Origin of the sequence: Lactobacillus helsingborgensis (assembly GCF_003173695.1) — a bacterium.
GTDB classification, from domain to species: Bacteria; Bacillota; Bacilli; order Lactobacillales; family Lactobacillaceae; genus Lactobacillus; species Lactobacillus helsingborgensis.
The window spans coordinates 1,374,950-1,390,547 of the sequence record NZ_CP029544.1; the positions used below are offsets into that span (position 1 = coordinate 1,374,950).

Genomic DNA, 15,598 nt, shown 5'->3' on the forward strand with positions numbered 1-15,598 from the left:
AAAATTTTTTACTATTTACCTGTCTTACCTTCCTTACGACGTACGTATTCATCAGTATAACGAATACCTTTACCCTTATATGGCTCAGGTGGACGTACATCGCGAATTTCAGCAGCAAATTGACCAACATTTTGCTTTGAAATTCCTTCTACTTCAATATCTGTAGCTGAAGTAGTTTTAACTGAAACACCTTCTGGTGCAGTCATTACAACTGGGTGAGAATAGCCAACATTCAAAGTCAATTTGTTACCTTGTGCTGTTGCACGGTAACCAACACCAATTAACTTTAAAGTCTTTTTATAACCATTAACAACGCCTTCGACCATTGAAGCTAAGTTAGCTCTTTCAGTTCCGTGAAGTGCTTTATCATTTTCACTTGAACGTGAAAAGTTAATCTTGCCATCTTCTTGTTTAAAAGTAATTTTTGGATCGAAGTATCTAGTTAATTCACCTTTAGGTCCTTTAACAGTGATGTTGTCACCCGTCTTGGTAACAGTGACACTATCTGGGACTTCAATTGTTTTTAAACCGATACGGCTCATAGATTGTTCTCCTTTCTGTCAGAATTACCATACATAGGCAATAACTTCGCCACCAACGTCTTTTTGTCTTGCTTCTTTATCGGTAATCACACCGGCAGAAGTAGAAACGATGGCAATACCTAAACCATTTAATACCTTAGGTAAGTTTTCAGCACTAACGTAATTTCTAAGACCTGGCTTAGAAATTCTCTTTAAGCCTGAAATGACACGTTCTCCGTCAGGACCGTATTTCAAAAAGATTTTAATCATGCCTTGCTTGTTATCATCAGTAACTTCGTAATCACGGATGAAGCCTTCACGTTTCAAAATTTCTGAAATAGATTTTTTAATATTTGATGCAGGAATTTCAACAGAATTATGTTTTGCCATGTTGGCGTTTCTAATCCTAGTCAAATAATCTGCAATCGGATCTGTCATGACCATTTATGCTATCCTCCTATCCGTATTACCAACTAGCCTTTTTAAGGCCTGGGATTTGACCCTTGTGAGCTAAATCCTTCAAGCAAATACGACATAAGCCAAACTTGCGGTATACAGAGCGTGGACGACCACATCTCTCGCAACGACTGTATTCACGTGAAGAAAATTTAGCAGGACGATGATTTCTAATTTTTTGTGATGTCTTAGCCATTAATGTCCTCCATTATTTTGCAAACGGCATACCAAACTGACCTAGAAGCTCACGTGCTTCTTCATCTGTGTTGGCAGTAGTAACGATAACAACATCTAAACCCCTAGTCCTATTAACCTTATCAAAGTCAATTTCTGGGAAAATCAATTGTTCCTTAATACCTAAAGTGTAGTTACCACGACCATCAAATGAACGGCTTGAAACACCGCGGAAGTCGCGAACACGAGGAAGTGAAACACTGATTAACTTATATAAGAAATCATACATTCTATCTCCTCTAAGTGTTACCTTAGCACCGATAGACATGCCTTCACGTAAGCGGAAATTGGCAATTGACTTTTTGGCTTTAGTTACCAAAGGCTTTTGACCTGAAATTAAAGTCAATTCTTCAACAGCTTCATCCAAGTTCTTAGCATTAGAAACGGCATCACCGACACCCATGTTCAATACTATTTTTTCGATTTTTGGTACTTGCATAACTGAGCTGTAGCCAAATTTTTCTTGCAACGCAGGAACAATTTTTTCTTTATATTCTTGAGCTAAATAATTTGCCATATGTGTCCTCCCTCCTACTTCTTAGTTTCTTCTTTTTTATCTTTTGCTTTGCTTTCAGACTTAGCAATTACTTTAACATTTGATGCGTGAATTGAACCCTCTGACTCAACTACACCACCATTTGCATTAGTCTGTGAAGGCTTTTGGTGTTTCTTAATCTTATTAACGCCTTTAACAACCACACGGTTTTTCTTAACATTAACAGAAAGAACAGTACCTTCTTTACCTTTGTCTTTTCCGGCAATAACTTTTACTTTGTCACCAGTTTTAACAAACATCAGTGCACCTCACTTAATTATAAGACTTCAGGAGCAAGAGAGACGATTTTCATAAAGTCGTGCTCACGTAGCTCACGTGCAACAGGCCCAAAGATACGAGTACCACGTGGGCTCTTATCTGCATTAATAACTACACCAGCATTTTCATCAAACTTGATGTATGAACCATCTTCACGACGTGCGCCTGATTTTGTTCTAACAATAACTGCTTTGACAACGTCACCTTTTTTGACAACGCCACCTGGTGTTGCTTGTTTGACAGTTGCAACCACAATATCACCAATGTTACCAGTCCTACGTCTTGATCCACCTAAGACTCTAATAACTAAAAGTTCTCTGGCACCTGAGTTATCAGCAACCTTCAAACGGGATTCATTTTGAATCACTATATAATCCTCCCCTCACTAAATCCGCAGTATTAAACAGATTTTTTGACAATTTCAACTAAACGAAAGCGTTTTGTACGAGATAATGGACGAGTTTCCATGATACGAACAGTATCGCCAACTTTAGCTTCATTTTTTTCATCTTGTGCGTAGTATTTCTTTGAATATCTAATACGCTTCTTGTAAACAGGGTGATTCTTATAAGTATCAACAACTACAGTGATAGTTTTGTCGTTCTTATCAGAAATTACTTGGCCTTGATATACATGACGATGATTTCTTTCGATTGATTCGCTCAAGTTAATAACTCCCTTCCACTAATCTTTTTCCAATGCTTTTTCGCTGAGAATTGTTTTAATTCTAGCAATATTTTTGCGGACTTTACCTAGGCGAGCGGTATTTTCTAATTGACCCGTTGCTTGTTGAAAGCGCAAGTTGAAAAGCTCTTCTTTGTATTGCTTTTCCTTGTCTAACATTTGATCAGTGGTTAATGCTCTGATATCTTTAGCCTTCATTAGAATTGCCACCTACTTCCGAACTTTTAGTCACAAACTTACATTTAATCGGTAACTTAGTTGCAGCTAATCTTAAAGCTTCACGTGCTGTAGCTTCATTAACGCCACCGATTTCAAACATAATCTTTTCTCTCTTGACTACAGCTACCCAGCCTGCAGGTGCACCTTTACCAGAACCCATACGTACACCAACACCTTTAGCAGTGTATGACTTTTGAGGGAAAATTCTAATCCAAACTTTACCACCACGCTTCATGTAACGAGTCATCGCAACACGAGCAGCTTCAATTTGTTGAGTAGTAATCCAGTGGGACTCTAAGGCTTGTAAACCATATTCACCAAAAGCAATGGTTCTACCACCCTTAGCAGCGCCACGCATTTTACCACGAAATTCACGACGGTGCTTTACCCTTTTTGGTACTAGAGGCATTATTTGTTTCCTCCCTTCGCAGCTTTTTCGGGCTTCTTACTTTTAGAAGGTAAGATTTCACCCCGGTTAATCCATACTTGAACACCAATTTCACCGTAAGTGGTGAAGGCATTTACCCAAGCATAATCAATGTCAGCTCTTAAAGTTTGTAGCGGTACACGACCTTCTGTGTGCCACTCTCTTCTTGCCATGTCAGCACCGTTTAAACGACCAGAAGTTTGCACTCTGATTCCTTTAGCACCGGCACGCATTGTTCTTTGAGTAGCTTGACGAGTAGCACGTCTAAAAGCAATACGGGCTTCAAGTTGACTTGCAATACTTTCGGCTACTAATTTAGCATCAAGATCTGGCTTTTTGATTTCAACAATATTAACGTGTACTTGCTTCTTAGTCAAAGCATTTAATTCTTTTCTTAATGCTTCAACTTCAGAACCACCTTTACCAATTACCATACCTGGTTTAGAAGTATTGATTGATACGTTGATTCTATTGGCTGCACGTTCAATTTCAACAGTAGAAACAGAGGCATTCTTCAATTTCTTATCGATGAATTTTCTGATGCGCAGATCTTCATTTAAGGTTTCTTTGTATCCTCTGTCAGCATACCATTTTGATTCCCAGTCACGAATCACGCCGAGACGAAAACCATTTGGGTTAATTTTCTGACCCATTAATATACCTCCCTTAATCGTTCTTTTCTGACACTACTACAACTACGTGACTAGTTCTCTTGTTAATAGGAGAAGCCATACCTTTGGCACGTGGTCTAAATCTCTTCAAAGTAGCTCCTTCATTTACATATGCTTCTGATACGTAAAGATTGGCACTTTCAAGATCGTAATTGTGTTCTGCATTTGCAATTGCTGAGCGTAAAACTTTTTCAACGATTGGGGAAGCAGCTCTAGGCGTAAATTGCAAGATTGCCAATGCTTCAGCTACGTCTTTGCCACGAATCAAATCAACGACCAAACGTGCTTTTCTGGGAGCAATGCGAACTGTTCTTGCTTCTGCCCTAGCTGAACTAATTTGTTCTGCCATTTAAGTGTTTCTCCTTTCTTTATTTTGAAGTAGCCTTATCGTCAGATGTCTTGTGTCCACGGAAAGTTCTCGTTGGAACAAATTCACCTAACTTATGACCAACCATGTCCTCGGTAATATAAACTGGAACATGCTTTCTACCATCGTAAACAGCTATAGTCAAACCAACAAAGGAAGGAAAAATAGTTGAACGACGTGACCAAGTCTTAATAACCTGCTTTTTATCTGTATCAGCCTGTGCATCAACCTTCTTTAACAAAGATGCATCAGCAAAAGGCCCTTTTTTAATACTACGGCTCATTAATTTACCCTCCTTTTACTATTTGCTGCCTTTACGGTGACGTACAATTAACTTCTCGCTGGCTCTCTTACTATTTCTCGTCTTAATACCGCGAGCTTTCTTACCCCATGGAGTCATCGGTTGTGGACGACCTACTGGAGCCTTACCTTCACCACCACCATGTGGGTGATCGTTAGGGTTCATTACGGAACCACGAGATTGTGGGCGTCTGCCTAACCAGCGGCTGCGGCCGGCTTTACCTAATTGGATTAATGAATGTTGTTCATTACCCACAACACCGATAGTTGCACGACAAACTGATAAAATCTTACGAACTTCACCACTTTGTAATTTAACTAAAGTGTACTTACCGTCGCTACCTAAAACTTGAGCACTGGCTCCAGCACTCCTTACGAGCTGACCACCTTTTCCTGGTCTTAATTCAATGTTGTGAATTGAAGTACCGGTTGGAATATTCTTTAATGGTAAGGCATTACCTGGCTTAATATCAGCATTTGCACCAGATTCAACTACATCACCAACATTCAAGCCCTTTGGTGCCAAAATATAAGTTTTGTTACCATCAGTATAATGAAGAAGTGCAATATTAGCAGTTCTATTTGGATCGTACTCGATAGCCTTAACAACAGCCTTTGCGTTGTCTTTGTTACGCTTGAAATCGATGATACGGTATTTTTGCTTATGTCCACCACCACGGTGTCTACTGGTAATATGACCATAAGAGTTACGACCTGCTGTATGTGATTGTGACTCAAGTAATGTACGTTCTGGCTTGCTCTTAGTAATTTCCGCAAAGTCAGAAGTAGTCATATTACGGCGACCATTTGTGGTTGGCTTATAAATTTTAATAGCCAATTGACTGACCTCCTATTACTTATTTTCTTCTTTATTTTCGTTATCGTCTTTGAAAATTTTGATGTCGTTTGAATCTTCAGTTAAAGTGACAATTGCCTTACGAGTACGAGCTGTTTTACCAGTATAACGGCCAACACGCTTGTCCTTACCACGAACATTCATGATATTAACTTTCTTAACCTTAACATCAAAAATTTCTTCAACGGCGTCACGAACTTGAGTCTTGGTTGCAGTTAAAAGCACGTTGAAAGTGTACTTCTTATCATCCATTAAGTTCGTTGACTTTTCAGTAATGACAGGTCTTAAAATGATATCATGTGCACTCATTTCGTCGAAGCCCCCTCAACATTCTTTTCAATCTTTTCAATAGCTTCTTTAGTCAAAACTAACTTGTCATAATTGACAACATCTTCAACGTTCAAGCCATTAGCAGTAATCACTTTAACGTTTGGCAAGTTTTTAGCTGAAAGCTGTACGTTCTTGTCTTCAGAAACAACCAGAACCTTACCTTCAATCTTTAAGCTGTCCAATAATGACTTGAATTCTTTTGTTTTAGGAGCAGACATTGTTAACTGGTCTAAAACAATCAAATCTTCATCAAGCAATTTTTGGGAAAGAACTGACTTGATAGCCAAGCGCCGTTGCTTTCTCGGCATTGAGTAAGCGTATGAGCGAGGAGTTGGTCCGAAAACTACACCACCGCCACGCCATTGTGGTGAACGGATAGAACCTTGACGAGCACGACCTGTACCCTTTTGCTTCCAAGGCTTTTTACCACCACCACGAACAGCGGATCTATTCTTAACCTTTGAGGTTCCTTGACGCTTGCCAGCTCTTTGTCTGATAATTGCGTCGAAAACAACGCTCTCATTTGGCTTAATACCAAATACTTCATCATTTAAAGTAACTTCACCAGCATCTTTGCCTTTTTGATCAATAACTTTAAAATTAGCCATTCTAGTCCTCCTTCCTATTTATTATTCTTAACAGCAGATCTAACAGTAAGCAATGAATTCTTAGCACCAGGTACGTTACCCTTAATTAATAATACATTCTTATCTGCTACAACTTTTTCAATTACTAAGTTTTCAATGGTAACTTTCTTCATTCCCATGTGACCTGGCAAACGCTTGCCTTTAGGTACACGGTTAATGATGGAACCCATTGAGCCAGGAATTCTGTGGTATCTTGAACCATGAGTTTCTGGTCCACGTGATTGGCCCCAACGTTTGATGTTACCTTGGTATCCATGACCTCTTGTAGTACCAGTGACGTCAACAACGTCACCTTCCTTAAATGTGTCCACAGTAACTTCTGAGCCGACTTCGTAGTCCTTAAGCTCAACTCCGCGGATTTCACGTATGAAGCGCTTAGGCGAAGTCTTTGCTTTTGCAGCATGACCTTTTTCCGGTTTGTTGCTCAAAACTTCACGCTTATCTTGATATCCTAATTGAACTGCTTCGTAACCGTCTGATTCAACAGTCTTAACTTGCATAACAACGTTAGGAGTTGCTTCAACAACTGTTACGGGCACAAGGATACCATCTTTAGTGAAGATTTGAGTCATACCAACTTTTCTTCCTAAGATTCCTTTGGTCATGATTACACCTCTTTCTTTTTTAAAAATTAAAGTTTAATTTCGATGTCAACACCGCTTGGTAAATCAAGCTTCATTAAAGAGTCAACAGTTTTAGGTGTTGGGTTTAAAATATCGATTAAACGCTTATGTGTGCGCATTTCGAATTGTTCACGTGAATCCTTGTTCTTATGTGGTGAACGCAAAACAGTGAACAATACCCTTTCTGTTGGCAATGGAACTGGACCTGAAATTTCGGCTCCAGTCCTCTTAGCTGTAGCTACGATCTTAGCAGCTGATTCATCGAGAATACCATGTTCGTATGACTTAAGTCTAATACGAATTGATTGACTTGCCATTAAATTACCTCCTCAACGTCTTCTTTAAAAGATGACTAGCTTCCGCAAAAATTCCCGGCACTACCCCTGTGGCAATGCAGCCTGGTGTGCCGCAACCTTTTGCATCAATGCTTTACAACAAAATGCGTTTTAGGGCAGAATATGCCCTAGACGCACAAAAAATAGTATACCTGTTTTAAGCTGAAATATCAAGGATTATAGGATAAATTTTCTTAATATAATGCAAAAAATAGTATTGTTTTTACATAAAATTTGACTGCTAAATTATTAGCGCTGTTTAAAATACTACCTCAAATAAATCTTAGCAAGTTATTTGCCTATTCCTGAGCACAAGTAAAAAACAAATTTATTGCCTAATAAACATATAAAAAAGAGCTATTGGACTTGCCAATAGCTCTTTTTCTAATTAGTCAGCGTTACCGCCGCGTTTTTTAATAATATCTTCTTGAATAGATTTAGGTGTTGGTGAGTAGTGATCAAAGACCATTGTGAATGTACCACGACCTTGAGTTGAAGAACGCAAGGTTGTAGCATAACCAAACATTTCAGCAAGTGGAACCATTGAATTCAATACTTTAGCACCTGAACGATCCTGCATGTTGTCCATAGTACCACGACGTGCAGTAATTGAACCCATAACGTCACCTAAATATTCTTCAGGCGTAATTACCTGAACTTTCATAATAGGCTCAAGAATAACAGCACCAGCCTTAGGAGCAGCATTTCTCAATGCTAATGATGCAGCAACTTTGAAGGCAGCTTCAGATGAGTCGACTTCGTGGTAACTACCATCATAAAGCTTAGCTTTAACATCGATCAATGGGTAACCGGCAAGAATACCGTTCTTCATTGACTCTTGCAAACCAGCATCTACAGCAGGGATAAATTCACGAGGTACGACACCACCAACAATGGCATCTTCAAATTCGTAACCTTTTCCTCTTTCATTTGGTGTAAATTCAATCCAAACGTCACCATATTGACCTTTACCACCTGATTGACGCACAAATTTACCTTGTGCTTTAGCAGGCTTAGTGAAGGTTTCACGGTAAGCAACTTGTGGTTCACCAATTTTAGCTTCAACGTGGAACTCACGCTTCATACGTTCAACCATGATTTGCAGGTGTAATTCACCCATTCCGGAAATCAAAGTTTGACCGGTTTCAGCATTTGTTTCTGCTCTAAAAGTTGGATCCTCTTCAGTCAATTTTTGCAAAGCAACATCAAGTTTGTCACGGTCAGCTTTTGATTCTGGCTCAATTGAAACTTGAATAACTGGATCTGGAACTTCCAAACTTTCCAAAATTAAGGCATGATCAGGATCAGTCAAAGAATCACCAGTTGTGGTGTTCTTTAAACCAATGGCACCCGCAATATCACCAGAAAAGACTTCAGGAATCTCACTTCTGGAGTTAGCGTGCATTTGCAACAAACGACCAACACGTTCACGGCTGTTCTTGGAAGCGTTCAAAACGTATGAACCTGATTCTAGGGAACCAGTATAAACACGAATATAAGTCAAACGACCAACAAATGGGTCAGTAGCAATCTTAAATGCTAAAGCTGAGAATGGTTTGTCATCTCCTGCTACCAATTCAACTTCTTCGCCAGTCTTTGGATCATGAGCAACATAAGGCTTAACATCTAACGGTGATGGCAAGTAGTCAACAACACCATCAAGCATCATCTGTACGCCCTTGTTCTTGAATGCTGAACCGGCAAATACTGGGAAGACTTTCAATTCCAGTGTAGCTTTACGAATAGCAGCTTTTAATTCATCAACGGAAATTTCATCACCGTTAAGGTATTTTTCCATGATGTCATCATCAACATCAGCTACTTGTTCAATTAATTCAGCGCGACGCTTTTCAGCTTCTTCTTTGTACTCGTCTGGAACTGGAATAGTATCCCATTTAGAGCCAAGTTTATCTTCATCATAAACATCGGCTACCATATTCAGTAAGTCAATAACACCTTCAAAGCTTTCCGCAGAGCCGATTGGCATCTGAACAGCCAAAGCATTGGCGTTTAAACGTTCATGCAAAGATGTAACAGATTTGTCAAAATCCGCACCAATCTTGTCCATCTTGTTTACAAAAACAATTCGAGGAACACCGTAAGTTTCAGCTTGGCGCCAAACGTTTTCAGTTTGAGGTTCAACACCAGCCTGAGCATCAAGAACAGTAACAGCCCCATCAAGTACCCGAAGTGAACGTTCAACTTCAATAGTGAAGTCAACGTGTCCTGGGGTATCAATAATGTTTATTCTGTAGTCATGCCATTGTGCAGTAGTAGCTGCAGAAGTAATGGTGATACCACGTTCTTTTTCTTCATCCATCCAGTCCATTTGTGAGTCACCCTCATGGGTTTCACCAATTTTATGGATTTTTCCAGTGTAATAAAGAATACGCTCTGTTGTGGTAGTTTTACCCGCATCAATGTGGGCCATAATACCAATATTACGTGTTTTTTCTAATGGAAATTCACGCTTATTAGCCATAGATTTTTCCTCTCCTTAAAAATTAGAAACGATAATGTGCAAATGCACGGTTGGCTTCAGCCATACGGTGAACATCTTCACGCTTCTTAACTGCTGAACCAGTGTTGTTTGAGGCATCAATAATTTCATTAGCTAAGCGTTCATCCATAGTATGTTCATTACGTAAACGAGCGTATGAAACTAACCATCTTAAACCTAAAGTGGTTTTTCTTTCTGGGCGAACCTCAACTGGAATTTGGTAGTTTGAACCACCGATACGGCGTGCTCTAACTTCCAAAACTGGCATAATGTTGTTCATTGCTTCTTCAAAAACATCAAGTGGCTCCTTGCCAGTCTTTTCTTTAACAATGTCAAAAGCATCATAAAGGATTGAAGATGCCTTAGCTCTTTTACCATCAATCATCAAGTGGTTGATTAACTTAGTTACAAGCTTTGAATTGTATACTGGATCTGCTAAAATATCTCTTTTAGCTACGTGTCCTTTTCTAGGCATTATTTAACTCCTCCTTAATCTTTCTTGGCACCGTACTTAGAGCGACCTTGTTTTCTGCCGTCAACACCGGCAGTATCAAGAGCACCACGAATAATATGGTAACGAACACCAGGAAGGTCCTTAACACGACCACCACGGATTAAAACAACGGAGTGTTCCTGCAAGTTGTGGCCTTCACCTGGGATGTATGCAGTAACTTCAATTAAGTTTGAAAGACGTACACGAGCATACTTACGTAAAGCTGAGTTTGGTTTCTTTGGTGTCATAGTGCCCACACGAGTTGCTACTCCACGCATTTGAGGAGCAGGATTTGCTATAAGCTCCTTCTTCATACTGTTGTAACCGTAGCTTAAAGCTGGTGATTTTGATTTTGTCGTCTTTGAATGACGGCCTTTTCTTACCAATTGGTTAATGGTTGGCATTAAATTTTCCTCCTAAAAAATGATTATTTTGTTCACACACCCAGGAGTTTCTTTTTTAACTCCCAGAGAATTCTTCAAAATACACAAAGAGTATTGTACTCCTTTATCAAAAAATTGCAAATCATTTTTTCTCATGAAAAAAGACCAATATTGCGTACTTGTATATAGGAGGCAAAAATGGACTGGCTTTTTAATATCTGTAATTTTTTAATAGGAACTTGTTTAGCTTCACATGCGTGTGTTGTTGTAGACCGTCTTGGCAAAGAGGATTTTATCTTTTCACGCTCCAAATGCAACTATTGCGGCTGTGAGTTAAGCTTGCTTGATGAAATTCCGTTAATTTCCTATTTATTTTTAAAAGGACGTTGTCGTTATTGTCATTATGCAATTCCAATTGAATACTGGGTAATTGAATTTATCGGTGGCAGCGCCTATTGTACTATCAACTTCGCCGATAAGAACAATATTCTTACAGCAGTTGTGATTTTTTGTCTGCTACTGGCTGCTATTAGCGATTATCAAAAGCAGTCATTTGACGTGATACTAATTCTGCCCGCATTGATCTTGGCTTTACTTCAAGGTAGTAAAACCGTGCCGCAATACACTATTGTTGACTATTTTCAATTATTGCCCATTTTAATTCTCTTTATCTATGAAATATATCGGCAAAAACTGGGTAGCGGCGATTTACTAATCTATCTAATTCTCTCTTTTTATTTCCAACCTGAATTTGCCAATTTTACACTTTTATTAGCTTCAATATTAATACTAATTAAGTTTATTTCAATTCAGGTAGAAGAAAGCGAGCCAATTGCTTTTGTCCCGTTTATCTTTTTGGGATTGACGATTCAATTACTAAGCAGCTAAAAAATACGTGCATACTATTATCACTGGCAAGCCAGTATAATTAAAATATTTTAAAGTCAGTTACTTAATTTTCTTTTTTAGGTAGTATCAATCTATTGGATGCTTCAGCTTTTTTTGGAAAGATTAGATAAAAAAACTGCCCTGTTAATAGTTACTTAACAGGGCAGTTTTTATTTAAATTATTTTATGATTCCTTAGCTTGGTCAGCTTCCTTCATCTTTTTTTCAATATCAGCAATCGAATAAACAGATTTAGGTTTCTTGACATCTGACTCAGGTTCCATATCACGATAAATCGGAAGACCTGTACCAGCTGGAATAATCTTACCAATAATAACATTTTCCTTTAATCCAAGTAGCGGATCATTCTTGCCTCTAATAGAAGCATCTGTCAGAACACGAGTAGTTTCTTGGAAGGAAGCAGCAGACAAGAAACTATTAGTTTCAAGGGCTGCCTTAGTGATACCCAAAATTACGCTTTGCGCAGTTGCAGGAATACCACCAGAAATAATTACAGATGTATTGCGGTCTTTAAATTGACCAATATCCATAATTTCACCTGGTAAAAGATCAGTTTCACCAGGATCAAGGACGCGGACTTTCTGCAGCATTTGTCTGGTTAGAACCTCGACGTGCTTATCAGAAATATCAACACCTTGCATTCTATAAGCTTTTTGAACTTCTACTAGAATATATTCTTCAGTAGTTAAAGTATCAGTAACTTGGATTAACTCCTTAGGATCAATTGAACCCAGAGTCAATTTGTCACCACGACTGACCTCATCACCTTCAGCTACTGCTACAGATGCTGTATAAGGTACGCTATAACTTCTGGTATCAATTCTACCTTTAACAGTAATTTCACGAGTATGTTCTGCAGGGTTTTCTTGAATTGAATCAATCACTCCGTCGACTTCTGAAATTACTGCACGACCTTTAGGATTACGTGCTTCAAATAATTCTTGCACACGAGGAAGACCTTGTGTGATATCTTCAGCGCCGGCAACACCACCGTTGTGGAAAGTACGTAAAGTAAGCTGTGTACCAGGCTCACCAATTGATTGAGCAGCAACTGTACCAACTGCTTCACCAACTTCAACTTCCTCACCAGTAGCTAAGTTCATACCATAACATTTACGGCAGACACCGTGTGGCGTATCACAAGTTAAAATAGATCTTATCTTGACATTAGTTACACCAGCATCACAAATTTGGTGTGCCAAATTCTCGTCCATCATAACGTTACGGCCAACAATAGCTTCACCGGTCTTTGGATCCTTAACTGTTTCTGCTGTAAAGCGACCTAATAGACGGTCATAAAGTGGCTCAATTAATTCGTCACCTTCCATGATTGCATGAACGTCAATACCACGGTCGGTACCACAATCATCATCACGGATAATAACGTCTTGTGCAACGTCAACCAAACGACGGGTTAAGTAGCCAGATTGAGCCGTCTTCAAAGCAGTATCAGTCATTCCCTTACGAGCACCGTGAGTGGACATGAATAATTCCAGTACAGATAATCCTTCCTTGAAGTTGGAAGTAACTGGGATTTCGAACAATCCACCGTTTGGAGTCGCCATTAAGCCACGCATACCTGCAAGCTGGGTAAAGTTAGAAATGTTACCACGGGCACCAGAGTCGGCCATGATGGTAATAGGATTACGTGGATCATAAATCTGAGCAATTTCGTTTTGTACCTGATCCTTACAATCATTCCAAATACTAATTACTCTGTCATGACGTTCTTGCTCAGTGATCAATCCTCGTCTAAATTGCTTAGAAACAACGTCAACCTGCTTGTGCGCTTTTGCTACCTTTTCATCTTTATCCTGAATTTCAGGAACATCAGTCATACCAATAGTAATTCCTGAAGTTGTTGAACTGGTATAGCCCAAGGTCTTCAAATCATCAAGATATTCGGAAGTTCTCTGAACTTTGTAATACTTGTAAATAGTAGCAATAGAATCAGATAAGAATGATTTCTTAAACGGAGTTGAAATTAGATCACCAGCTACGGTGTCAATCTTTTCATGAATATCCTCACCTGGTTCCAAGAAATACTTAGCAGCAAGTGGATTATTCAAATTTTCTTCTGTAGGCTCGTTAACGTAGAAGTAATCTTCAGGGAAAATTTGGTTAAAAATAATACGTCCATACGTTGTGATGAAAATACCATGTTCATAACCCTTAGGCCATGCTTTCTTTGGCATCGAATCGGCAGACATCCCAATGATAGTGTGATAGTGAATATCACCATTGGTATAAGCTACAGTAGCTTCGTCCGGTGAATTGAAAATCATACCTTCACCTTCACGACCCTTTTCAGCTTGGGTCAACCAGTAGTTACCCAAAACTATATCCTGAGAAGGAGTAACAATAGGTTTACCGTCCTTAGGAGCAAGAATATGATGAGCTGCCAGCATTAACATACGTGATTCTGCAACAGCTTCGTCAGAAAGCGGCACGTGAATAGCCATCTGGTCACCATCGAAGTCGGCATTGTAGGCTTCACAAGCAAGTGGGTGCAAACGAATTGATTTTCCAGGTACTAAGACCGGCTCAAAAGCCTGAATACTCAAACGGTGCAATGTAGGAGCACGGTTTAATAATACCGTTCTTTCCTTGATCACATCTTCTAGTACATCCCAGACATCATCATCTTCACGATCAATCTTACGCTTGGCACTCTTAATATTAGTAGCAATCTTACGCTGAACCAATTCGTGCATTACAAATGGTTTAAATAACTCTAAAGCCATTGGTCTAGGCACACCACATTGATAAAATTTCAATTTTGGTGAAACATCGATAACAGAACGACCTGAGTAATCAACACGCTTACCTAGTAAGTTTTGACGGAAGCGACCTTGCTTACCCTTAAGCATGTGTGAAAGTGATTTAAGTGGTCTGTTGCCCGGGCCCACAACTGAACGACCGCGACGACCGTTATCAATTAGCGCATCAACTGCTTCTTGCAGCATTCGTTTTTCGTTTTGCACAATGATATTTGGTGCATTTAAATCTAACAGTCTCTTTAAACGATTGTTACGGTTAATGACTCTTCTGTATAAATCGTTGAGGTCAGAGGTCGCAAACCGTCCACCTTCAAGTTGAACCATCGGGCGCAAGTCTGGTGGAATAACAGGTACTGCATCAATAACCATCCATTCTGGCTTGTTGCCAGAATCCTTAAATGCATCTAAAATGTCGAGTCTTCTAATTGCACGTGTCCGTTTTTGACCGGTAGCAGTTTCCAATTCCTTCTTTAAACTGGCAACTTCTTTATTTAAATCTACTTTTTGCAGTAAATCGCGAATTGCTTCGGCACCCATTTTAGCAATAAAACGATTGCCGTATTTTGCCTTTTGTTCACGATATTCAGCTTCGGTTAAAAGCTGTTTAAACTCAAGGTCAGTATCGCCAGGATCAATCACGATGTACGCAGCAAAGTAGATAACTTCTTCAAGGAGTCTGGGAGAAATATCCAAAATGAGTCCCATTCTTGAAGGAATTCCTTTGAAGTACCAAATGTGAGTAACTGGCGCAGCCAACTCAATATGACCCATGCGTTCTCTTCTGACTTTAGAGGAGGTAACTTCAACACCACAGCGGTCACAAACAATGCCGCGGTATCTCACACCTTTGTATTTACCACATGCACATGACCAGTCCTTTGTTGGCCCAAAAATGCGTTCATCAAACAGACCATCTTTTTCCGGCTTTAACGTACGGTAATTAATAGTCTCAGGCTTTTTAACTTCACCGTATGACCAGCTGCGAATTTTGTTCGGAGATGCAAGGCCAATCTGCATGCTTTCAAATTTATTTACGTCGATCAAAAGTTT

22 protein-coding genes are annotated in these 15,598 nt (G+C 39.4%); 1 reads left to right on the forward strand and 21 read right to left on the reverse strand.

Annotation, left to right across the window (positions count from 1 at the left end):
- Positions 1 to 11 precede the first annotated feature (11 nt).
- The 20 genes from rplF to rpsL form a co-directional block, all read right to left on the reverse strand.
- On the reverse strand, positions 12 to 542 hold the full coding sequence (gene rplF, locus DLD54_RS06675; protein ID WP_109918670.1) for a 50S ribosomal protein L6: 531 nt from the start codon (positions 540 to 542) through the stop codon (positions 12 to 14).
- 24 nt (positions 543 to 566) lie between these two features.
- The gene (rpsH, locus tag DLD54_RS06680) at positions 567 to 965 is read right to left on the reverse strand and encodes a 30S ribosomal protein S8 (protein WP_038523731.1); all 399 of its coding nucleotides are present in this window, start codon (positions 963 to 965) and stop codon (positions 567 to 569) included.
- Positions 966 to 987: 22 nt separating this feature from the next.
- Positions 988 to 1,173, reverse strand: a complete 186-nt coding sequence (locus tag DLD54_RS06685) for a type Z 30S ribosomal protein S14 (protein WP_038523734.1) — start codon at positions 1,171 to 1,173, stop codon at positions 988 to 990.
- Positions 1,174 to 1,185: 12 nt separating this feature from the next.
- Positions 1,186 to 1,728: a 50S ribosomal protein L5 gene (rplE, locus tag DLD54_RS06690; protein ID WP_038523737.1), complete on the reverse strand. Its 543-nt coding sequence runs from the start codon at positions 1,726 to 1,728 to the stop codon at positions 1,186 to 1,188.
- A gap of 14 nt (positions 1,729 to 1,742) precedes the next feature.
- Positions 1,743 to 2,006 carry a 50S ribosomal protein L24 gene (gene rplX / locus DLD54_RS06695; protein ID WP_038523740.1) on the reverse strand — a complete coding sequence of 88 codons (264 nt, stop codon included), beginning with the start codon at positions 2,004 to 2,006 and terminating at the stop codon, positions 1,743 to 1,745.
- A gap of 17 nt (positions 2,007 to 2,023) precedes the next feature.
- Positions 2,024 to 2,392, reverse strand: a complete 369-nt coding sequence (gene rplN / locus DLD54_RS06700; protein ID WP_109918671.1) for a 50S ribosomal protein L14 — start codon at positions 2,390 to 2,392, stop codon at positions 2,024 to 2,026.
- A 32-nt stretch (positions 2,393 to 2,424) separates the two neighbouring features.
- The gene (rpsQ, locus tag DLD54_RS06705; RefSeq protein ID WP_038523743.1) at positions 2,425 to 2,691 is read right to left on the reverse strand and encodes a 30S ribosomal protein S17; all 267 of its coding nucleotides are present in this window, start codon (positions 2,689 to 2,691) and stop codon (positions 2,425 to 2,427) included.
- 18 nt (positions 2,692 to 2,709) lie between these two features.
- Positions 2,710 to 2,907, reverse strand: coding sequence for a 50S ribosomal protein L29 (gene rpmC, locus DLD54_RS06710; protein ID WP_034980443.1), 198 nt, complete (start codon positions 2,905 to 2,907; stop codon positions 2,710 to 2,712).
- Complete coding sequence (rplP, locus tag DLD54_RS06715) at positions 2,897 to 3,337, reverse strand: 50S ribosomal protein L16 (RefSeq protein WP_038523747.1); 441 nt, start codon at positions 3,335 to 3,337, stop codon at positions 2,897 to 2,899. The genes rpmC and rplP overlap by 11 nt, the downstream gene beginning before the upstream one ends.
- The gene (rpsC, locus tag DLD54_RS06720) at positions 3,337 to 4,008 is read right to left on the reverse strand and encodes a 30S ribosomal protein S3 (RefSeq protein WP_038523750.1); all 672 of its coding nucleotides are present in this window, start codon (positions 4,006 to 4,008) and stop codon (positions 3,337 to 3,339) included. The genes rplP and rpsC overlap by 1 nt, the downstream gene beginning before the upstream one ends.
- Before the next feature lie 13 nt (positions 4,009 to 4,021).
- Complete coding sequence (gene rplV / locus DLD54_RS06725; protein WP_038523752.1) at positions 4,022 to 4,375, reverse strand: 50S ribosomal protein L22; 354 nt, start codon at positions 4,373 to 4,375, stop codon at positions 4,022 to 4,024.
- Positions 4,376 to 4,394: 19 nt separating this feature from the next.
- On the reverse strand, positions 4,395 to 4,676 hold the full coding sequence (gene rpsS / locus DLD54_RS06730) for a 30S ribosomal protein S19 (RefSeq protein WP_038523755.1): 282 nt from the start codon (positions 4,674 to 4,676) through the stop codon (positions 4,395 to 4,397).
- 18 nt (positions 4,677 to 4,694) lie between these two features.
- A complete protein-coding gene (gene rplB / locus DLD54_RS06735) occupies positions 4,695 to 5,531 on the reverse strand; it encodes a 50S ribosomal protein L2 (protein ID WP_109918672.1) in 837 nt (278 codons plus the stop codon).
- Between the two features lie 15 nt (positions 5,532 to 5,546).
- Complete coding sequence (gene rplW, locus DLD54_RS06740; RefSeq protein ID WP_038523761.1) at positions 5,547 to 5,858, reverse strand: 50S ribosomal protein L23; 312 nt, start codon at positions 5,856 to 5,858, stop codon at positions 5,547 to 5,549.
- Positions 5,855 to 6,487: a 50S ribosomal protein L4 gene (gene rplD / locus DLD54_RS06745; protein WP_038523763.1), complete on the reverse strand. Its 633-nt coding sequence runs from the start codon at positions 6,485 to 6,487 to the stop codon at positions 5,855 to 5,857. The genes rplW and rplD overlap by 4 nt, the downstream gene beginning before the upstream one ends.
- Before the next feature lie 14 nt (positions 6,488 to 6,501).
- Positions 6,502 to 7,131: a 50S ribosomal protein L3 gene (gene rplC / locus DLD54_RS06750; protein WP_034980468.1), complete on the reverse strand. Its 630-nt coding sequence runs from the start codon at positions 7,129 to 7,131 to the stop codon at positions 6,502 to 6,504.
- A gap of 26 nt (positions 7,132 to 7,157) precedes the next feature.
- Complete coding sequence (rpsJ, locus tag DLD54_RS06755) at positions 7,158 to 7,466, reverse strand: 30S ribosomal protein S10 (RefSeq protein WP_046327486.1); 309 nt, start codon at positions 7,464 to 7,466, stop codon at positions 7,158 to 7,160.
- Positions 7,467 to 7,872: 406 nt separating this feature from the next.
- On the reverse strand, positions 7,873 to 9,966 hold the full coding sequence (fusA, locus tag DLD54_RS06760; protein WP_038523769.1) for an elongation factor G: 2,094 nt from the start codon (positions 9,964 to 9,966) through the stop codon (positions 7,873 to 7,875).
- 22 nt (positions 9,967 to 9,988) lie between these two features.
- Positions 9,989 to 10,459: a 30S ribosomal protein S7 gene (gene rpsG / locus DLD54_RS06765; protein WP_038523771.1), complete on the reverse strand. Its 471-nt coding sequence runs from the start codon at positions 10,457 to 10,459 to the stop codon at positions 9,989 to 9,991.
- 14 nt (positions 10,460 to 10,473) lie between these two features.
- Positions 10,474 to 10,881, reverse strand: coding sequence for a 30S ribosomal protein S12 (gene rpsL, locus DLD54_RS06770; protein WP_038523774.1), 408 nt, complete (start codon positions 10,879 to 10,881; stop codon positions 10,474 to 10,476).
- 177 nt (positions 10,882 to 11,058) lie between these two features.
- On the opposite strand from rpsL, the gene DLD54_RS06775 reads away from it, so the two are divergent.
- The gene (locus tag DLD54_RS06775) at positions 11,059 to 11,748 is read left to right on the forward strand and encodes a prepilin peptidase (RefSeq protein WP_109918673.1); all 690 of its coding nucleotides are present in this window, start codon (positions 11,059 to 11,061) and stop codon (positions 11,746 to 11,748) included.
- Positions 11,749 to 11,932: 184 nt separating this feature from the next.
- On the opposite strand, the gene rpoC is transcribed toward DLD54_RS06775, so the two are convergent.
- Positions 11,933 to 15,592: a DNA-directed RNA polymerase subunit beta' gene (gene rpoC / locus DLD54_RS06780; RefSeq protein ID WP_046327488.1), complete on the reverse strand. Its 3,660-nt coding sequence runs from the start codon at positions 15,590 to 15,592 to the stop codon at positions 11,933 to 11,935.
- Positions 15,593 to 15,598 lie beyond the last annotated feature (6 nt).

Bases quoted from the DNA above. Each gene is read 5' to 3' on its own strand.
- rplF (WP_109918670.1), bottom strand. From the start codon at position 542: ATGAGCCGTATCGGTTTAAAAACAATTGAAGTCCCAGATAGTGTCACT.
- rpsH (WP_038523731.1), bottom strand. From the start codon at position 965: ATGGTCATGACAGATCCGATTGCAGATTATTTGACTAGGATTAGAAAC.
- DLD54_RS06685 (WP_038523734.1), bottom strand. From the start codon at position 1,173: ATGGCTAAGACATCACAAAAAATTAGAAATCATCGTCCTGCTAAATTT.
- rplE (WP_038523737.1), bottom strand. From the start codon at position 1,728: ATGGCAAATTATTTAGCTCAAGAATATAAAGAAAAAATTGTTCCTGCG.
- rplX (WP_038523740.1), bottom strand. From the start codon at position 2,006: ATGTTTGTTAAAACTGGTGACAAAGTAAAAGTTATTGCCGGAAAAGAC.
- rpmC (WP_034980443.1), bottom strand. From the start codon at position 2,907: ATGAAGGCTAAAGATATCAGAGCATTAACCACTGATCAAATGTTAGAC.
- rplP (WP_038523747.1), bottom strand. From the start codon at position 3,337: ATGCCTCTAGTACCAAAAAGGGTAAAGCACCGTCGTGAATTTCGTGGT.
- rpsC (WP_038523750.1), bottom strand. From the start codon at position 4,008: ATGGGTCAGAAAATTAACCCAAATGGTTTTCGTCTCGGCGTGATTCGT.
- rplV (WP_038523752.1), bottom strand. From the start codon at position 4,375: ATGGCAGAACAAATTAGTTCAGCTAGGGCAGAAGCAAGAACAGTTCGC.
- rpsS (WP_038523755.1), bottom strand. From the start codon at position 4,676: ATGAGCCGTAGTATTAAAAAAGGGCCTTTTGCTGATGCATCTTTGTTA.
- rplW (WP_038523761.1), bottom strand. From the start codon at position 5,858: ATGAGTGCACATGATATCATTTTAAGACCTGTCATTACTGAAAAGTCA.
- rplD (WP_038523763.1), bottom strand. From the start codon at position 6,487: ATGGCTAATTTTAAAGTTATTGATCAAAAAGGCAAAGATGCTGGTGAA.
- rplC (WP_034980468.1), bottom strand. From the start codon at position 7,131: ATGACCAAAGGAATCTTAGGAAGAAAAGTTGGTATGACTCAAATCTTC.
- rpsJ (WP_046327486.1), bottom strand. From the start codon at position 7,466: ATGGCAAGTCAATCAATTCGTATTAGACTTAAGTCATACGAACATGGT.
- fusA (WP_038523769.1), bottom strand. From the start codon at position 9,966: ATGGCTAATAAGCGTGAATTTCCATTAGAAAAAACACGTAATATTGGT.
- rpsG (WP_038523771.1), bottom strand. From the start codon at position 10,459: ATGCCTAGAAAAGGACACGTAGCTAAAAGAGATATTTTAGCAGATCCA.
- rpsL (WP_038523774.1), bottom strand. From the start codon at position 10,881: ATGCCAACCATTAACCAATTGGTAAGAAAAGGCCGTCATTCAAAGACG.
- DLD54_RS06775 (WP_109918673.1), top strand. From the start codon at position 11,059: ATGGACTGGCTTTTTAATATCTGTAATTTTTTAATAGGAACTTGTTTA.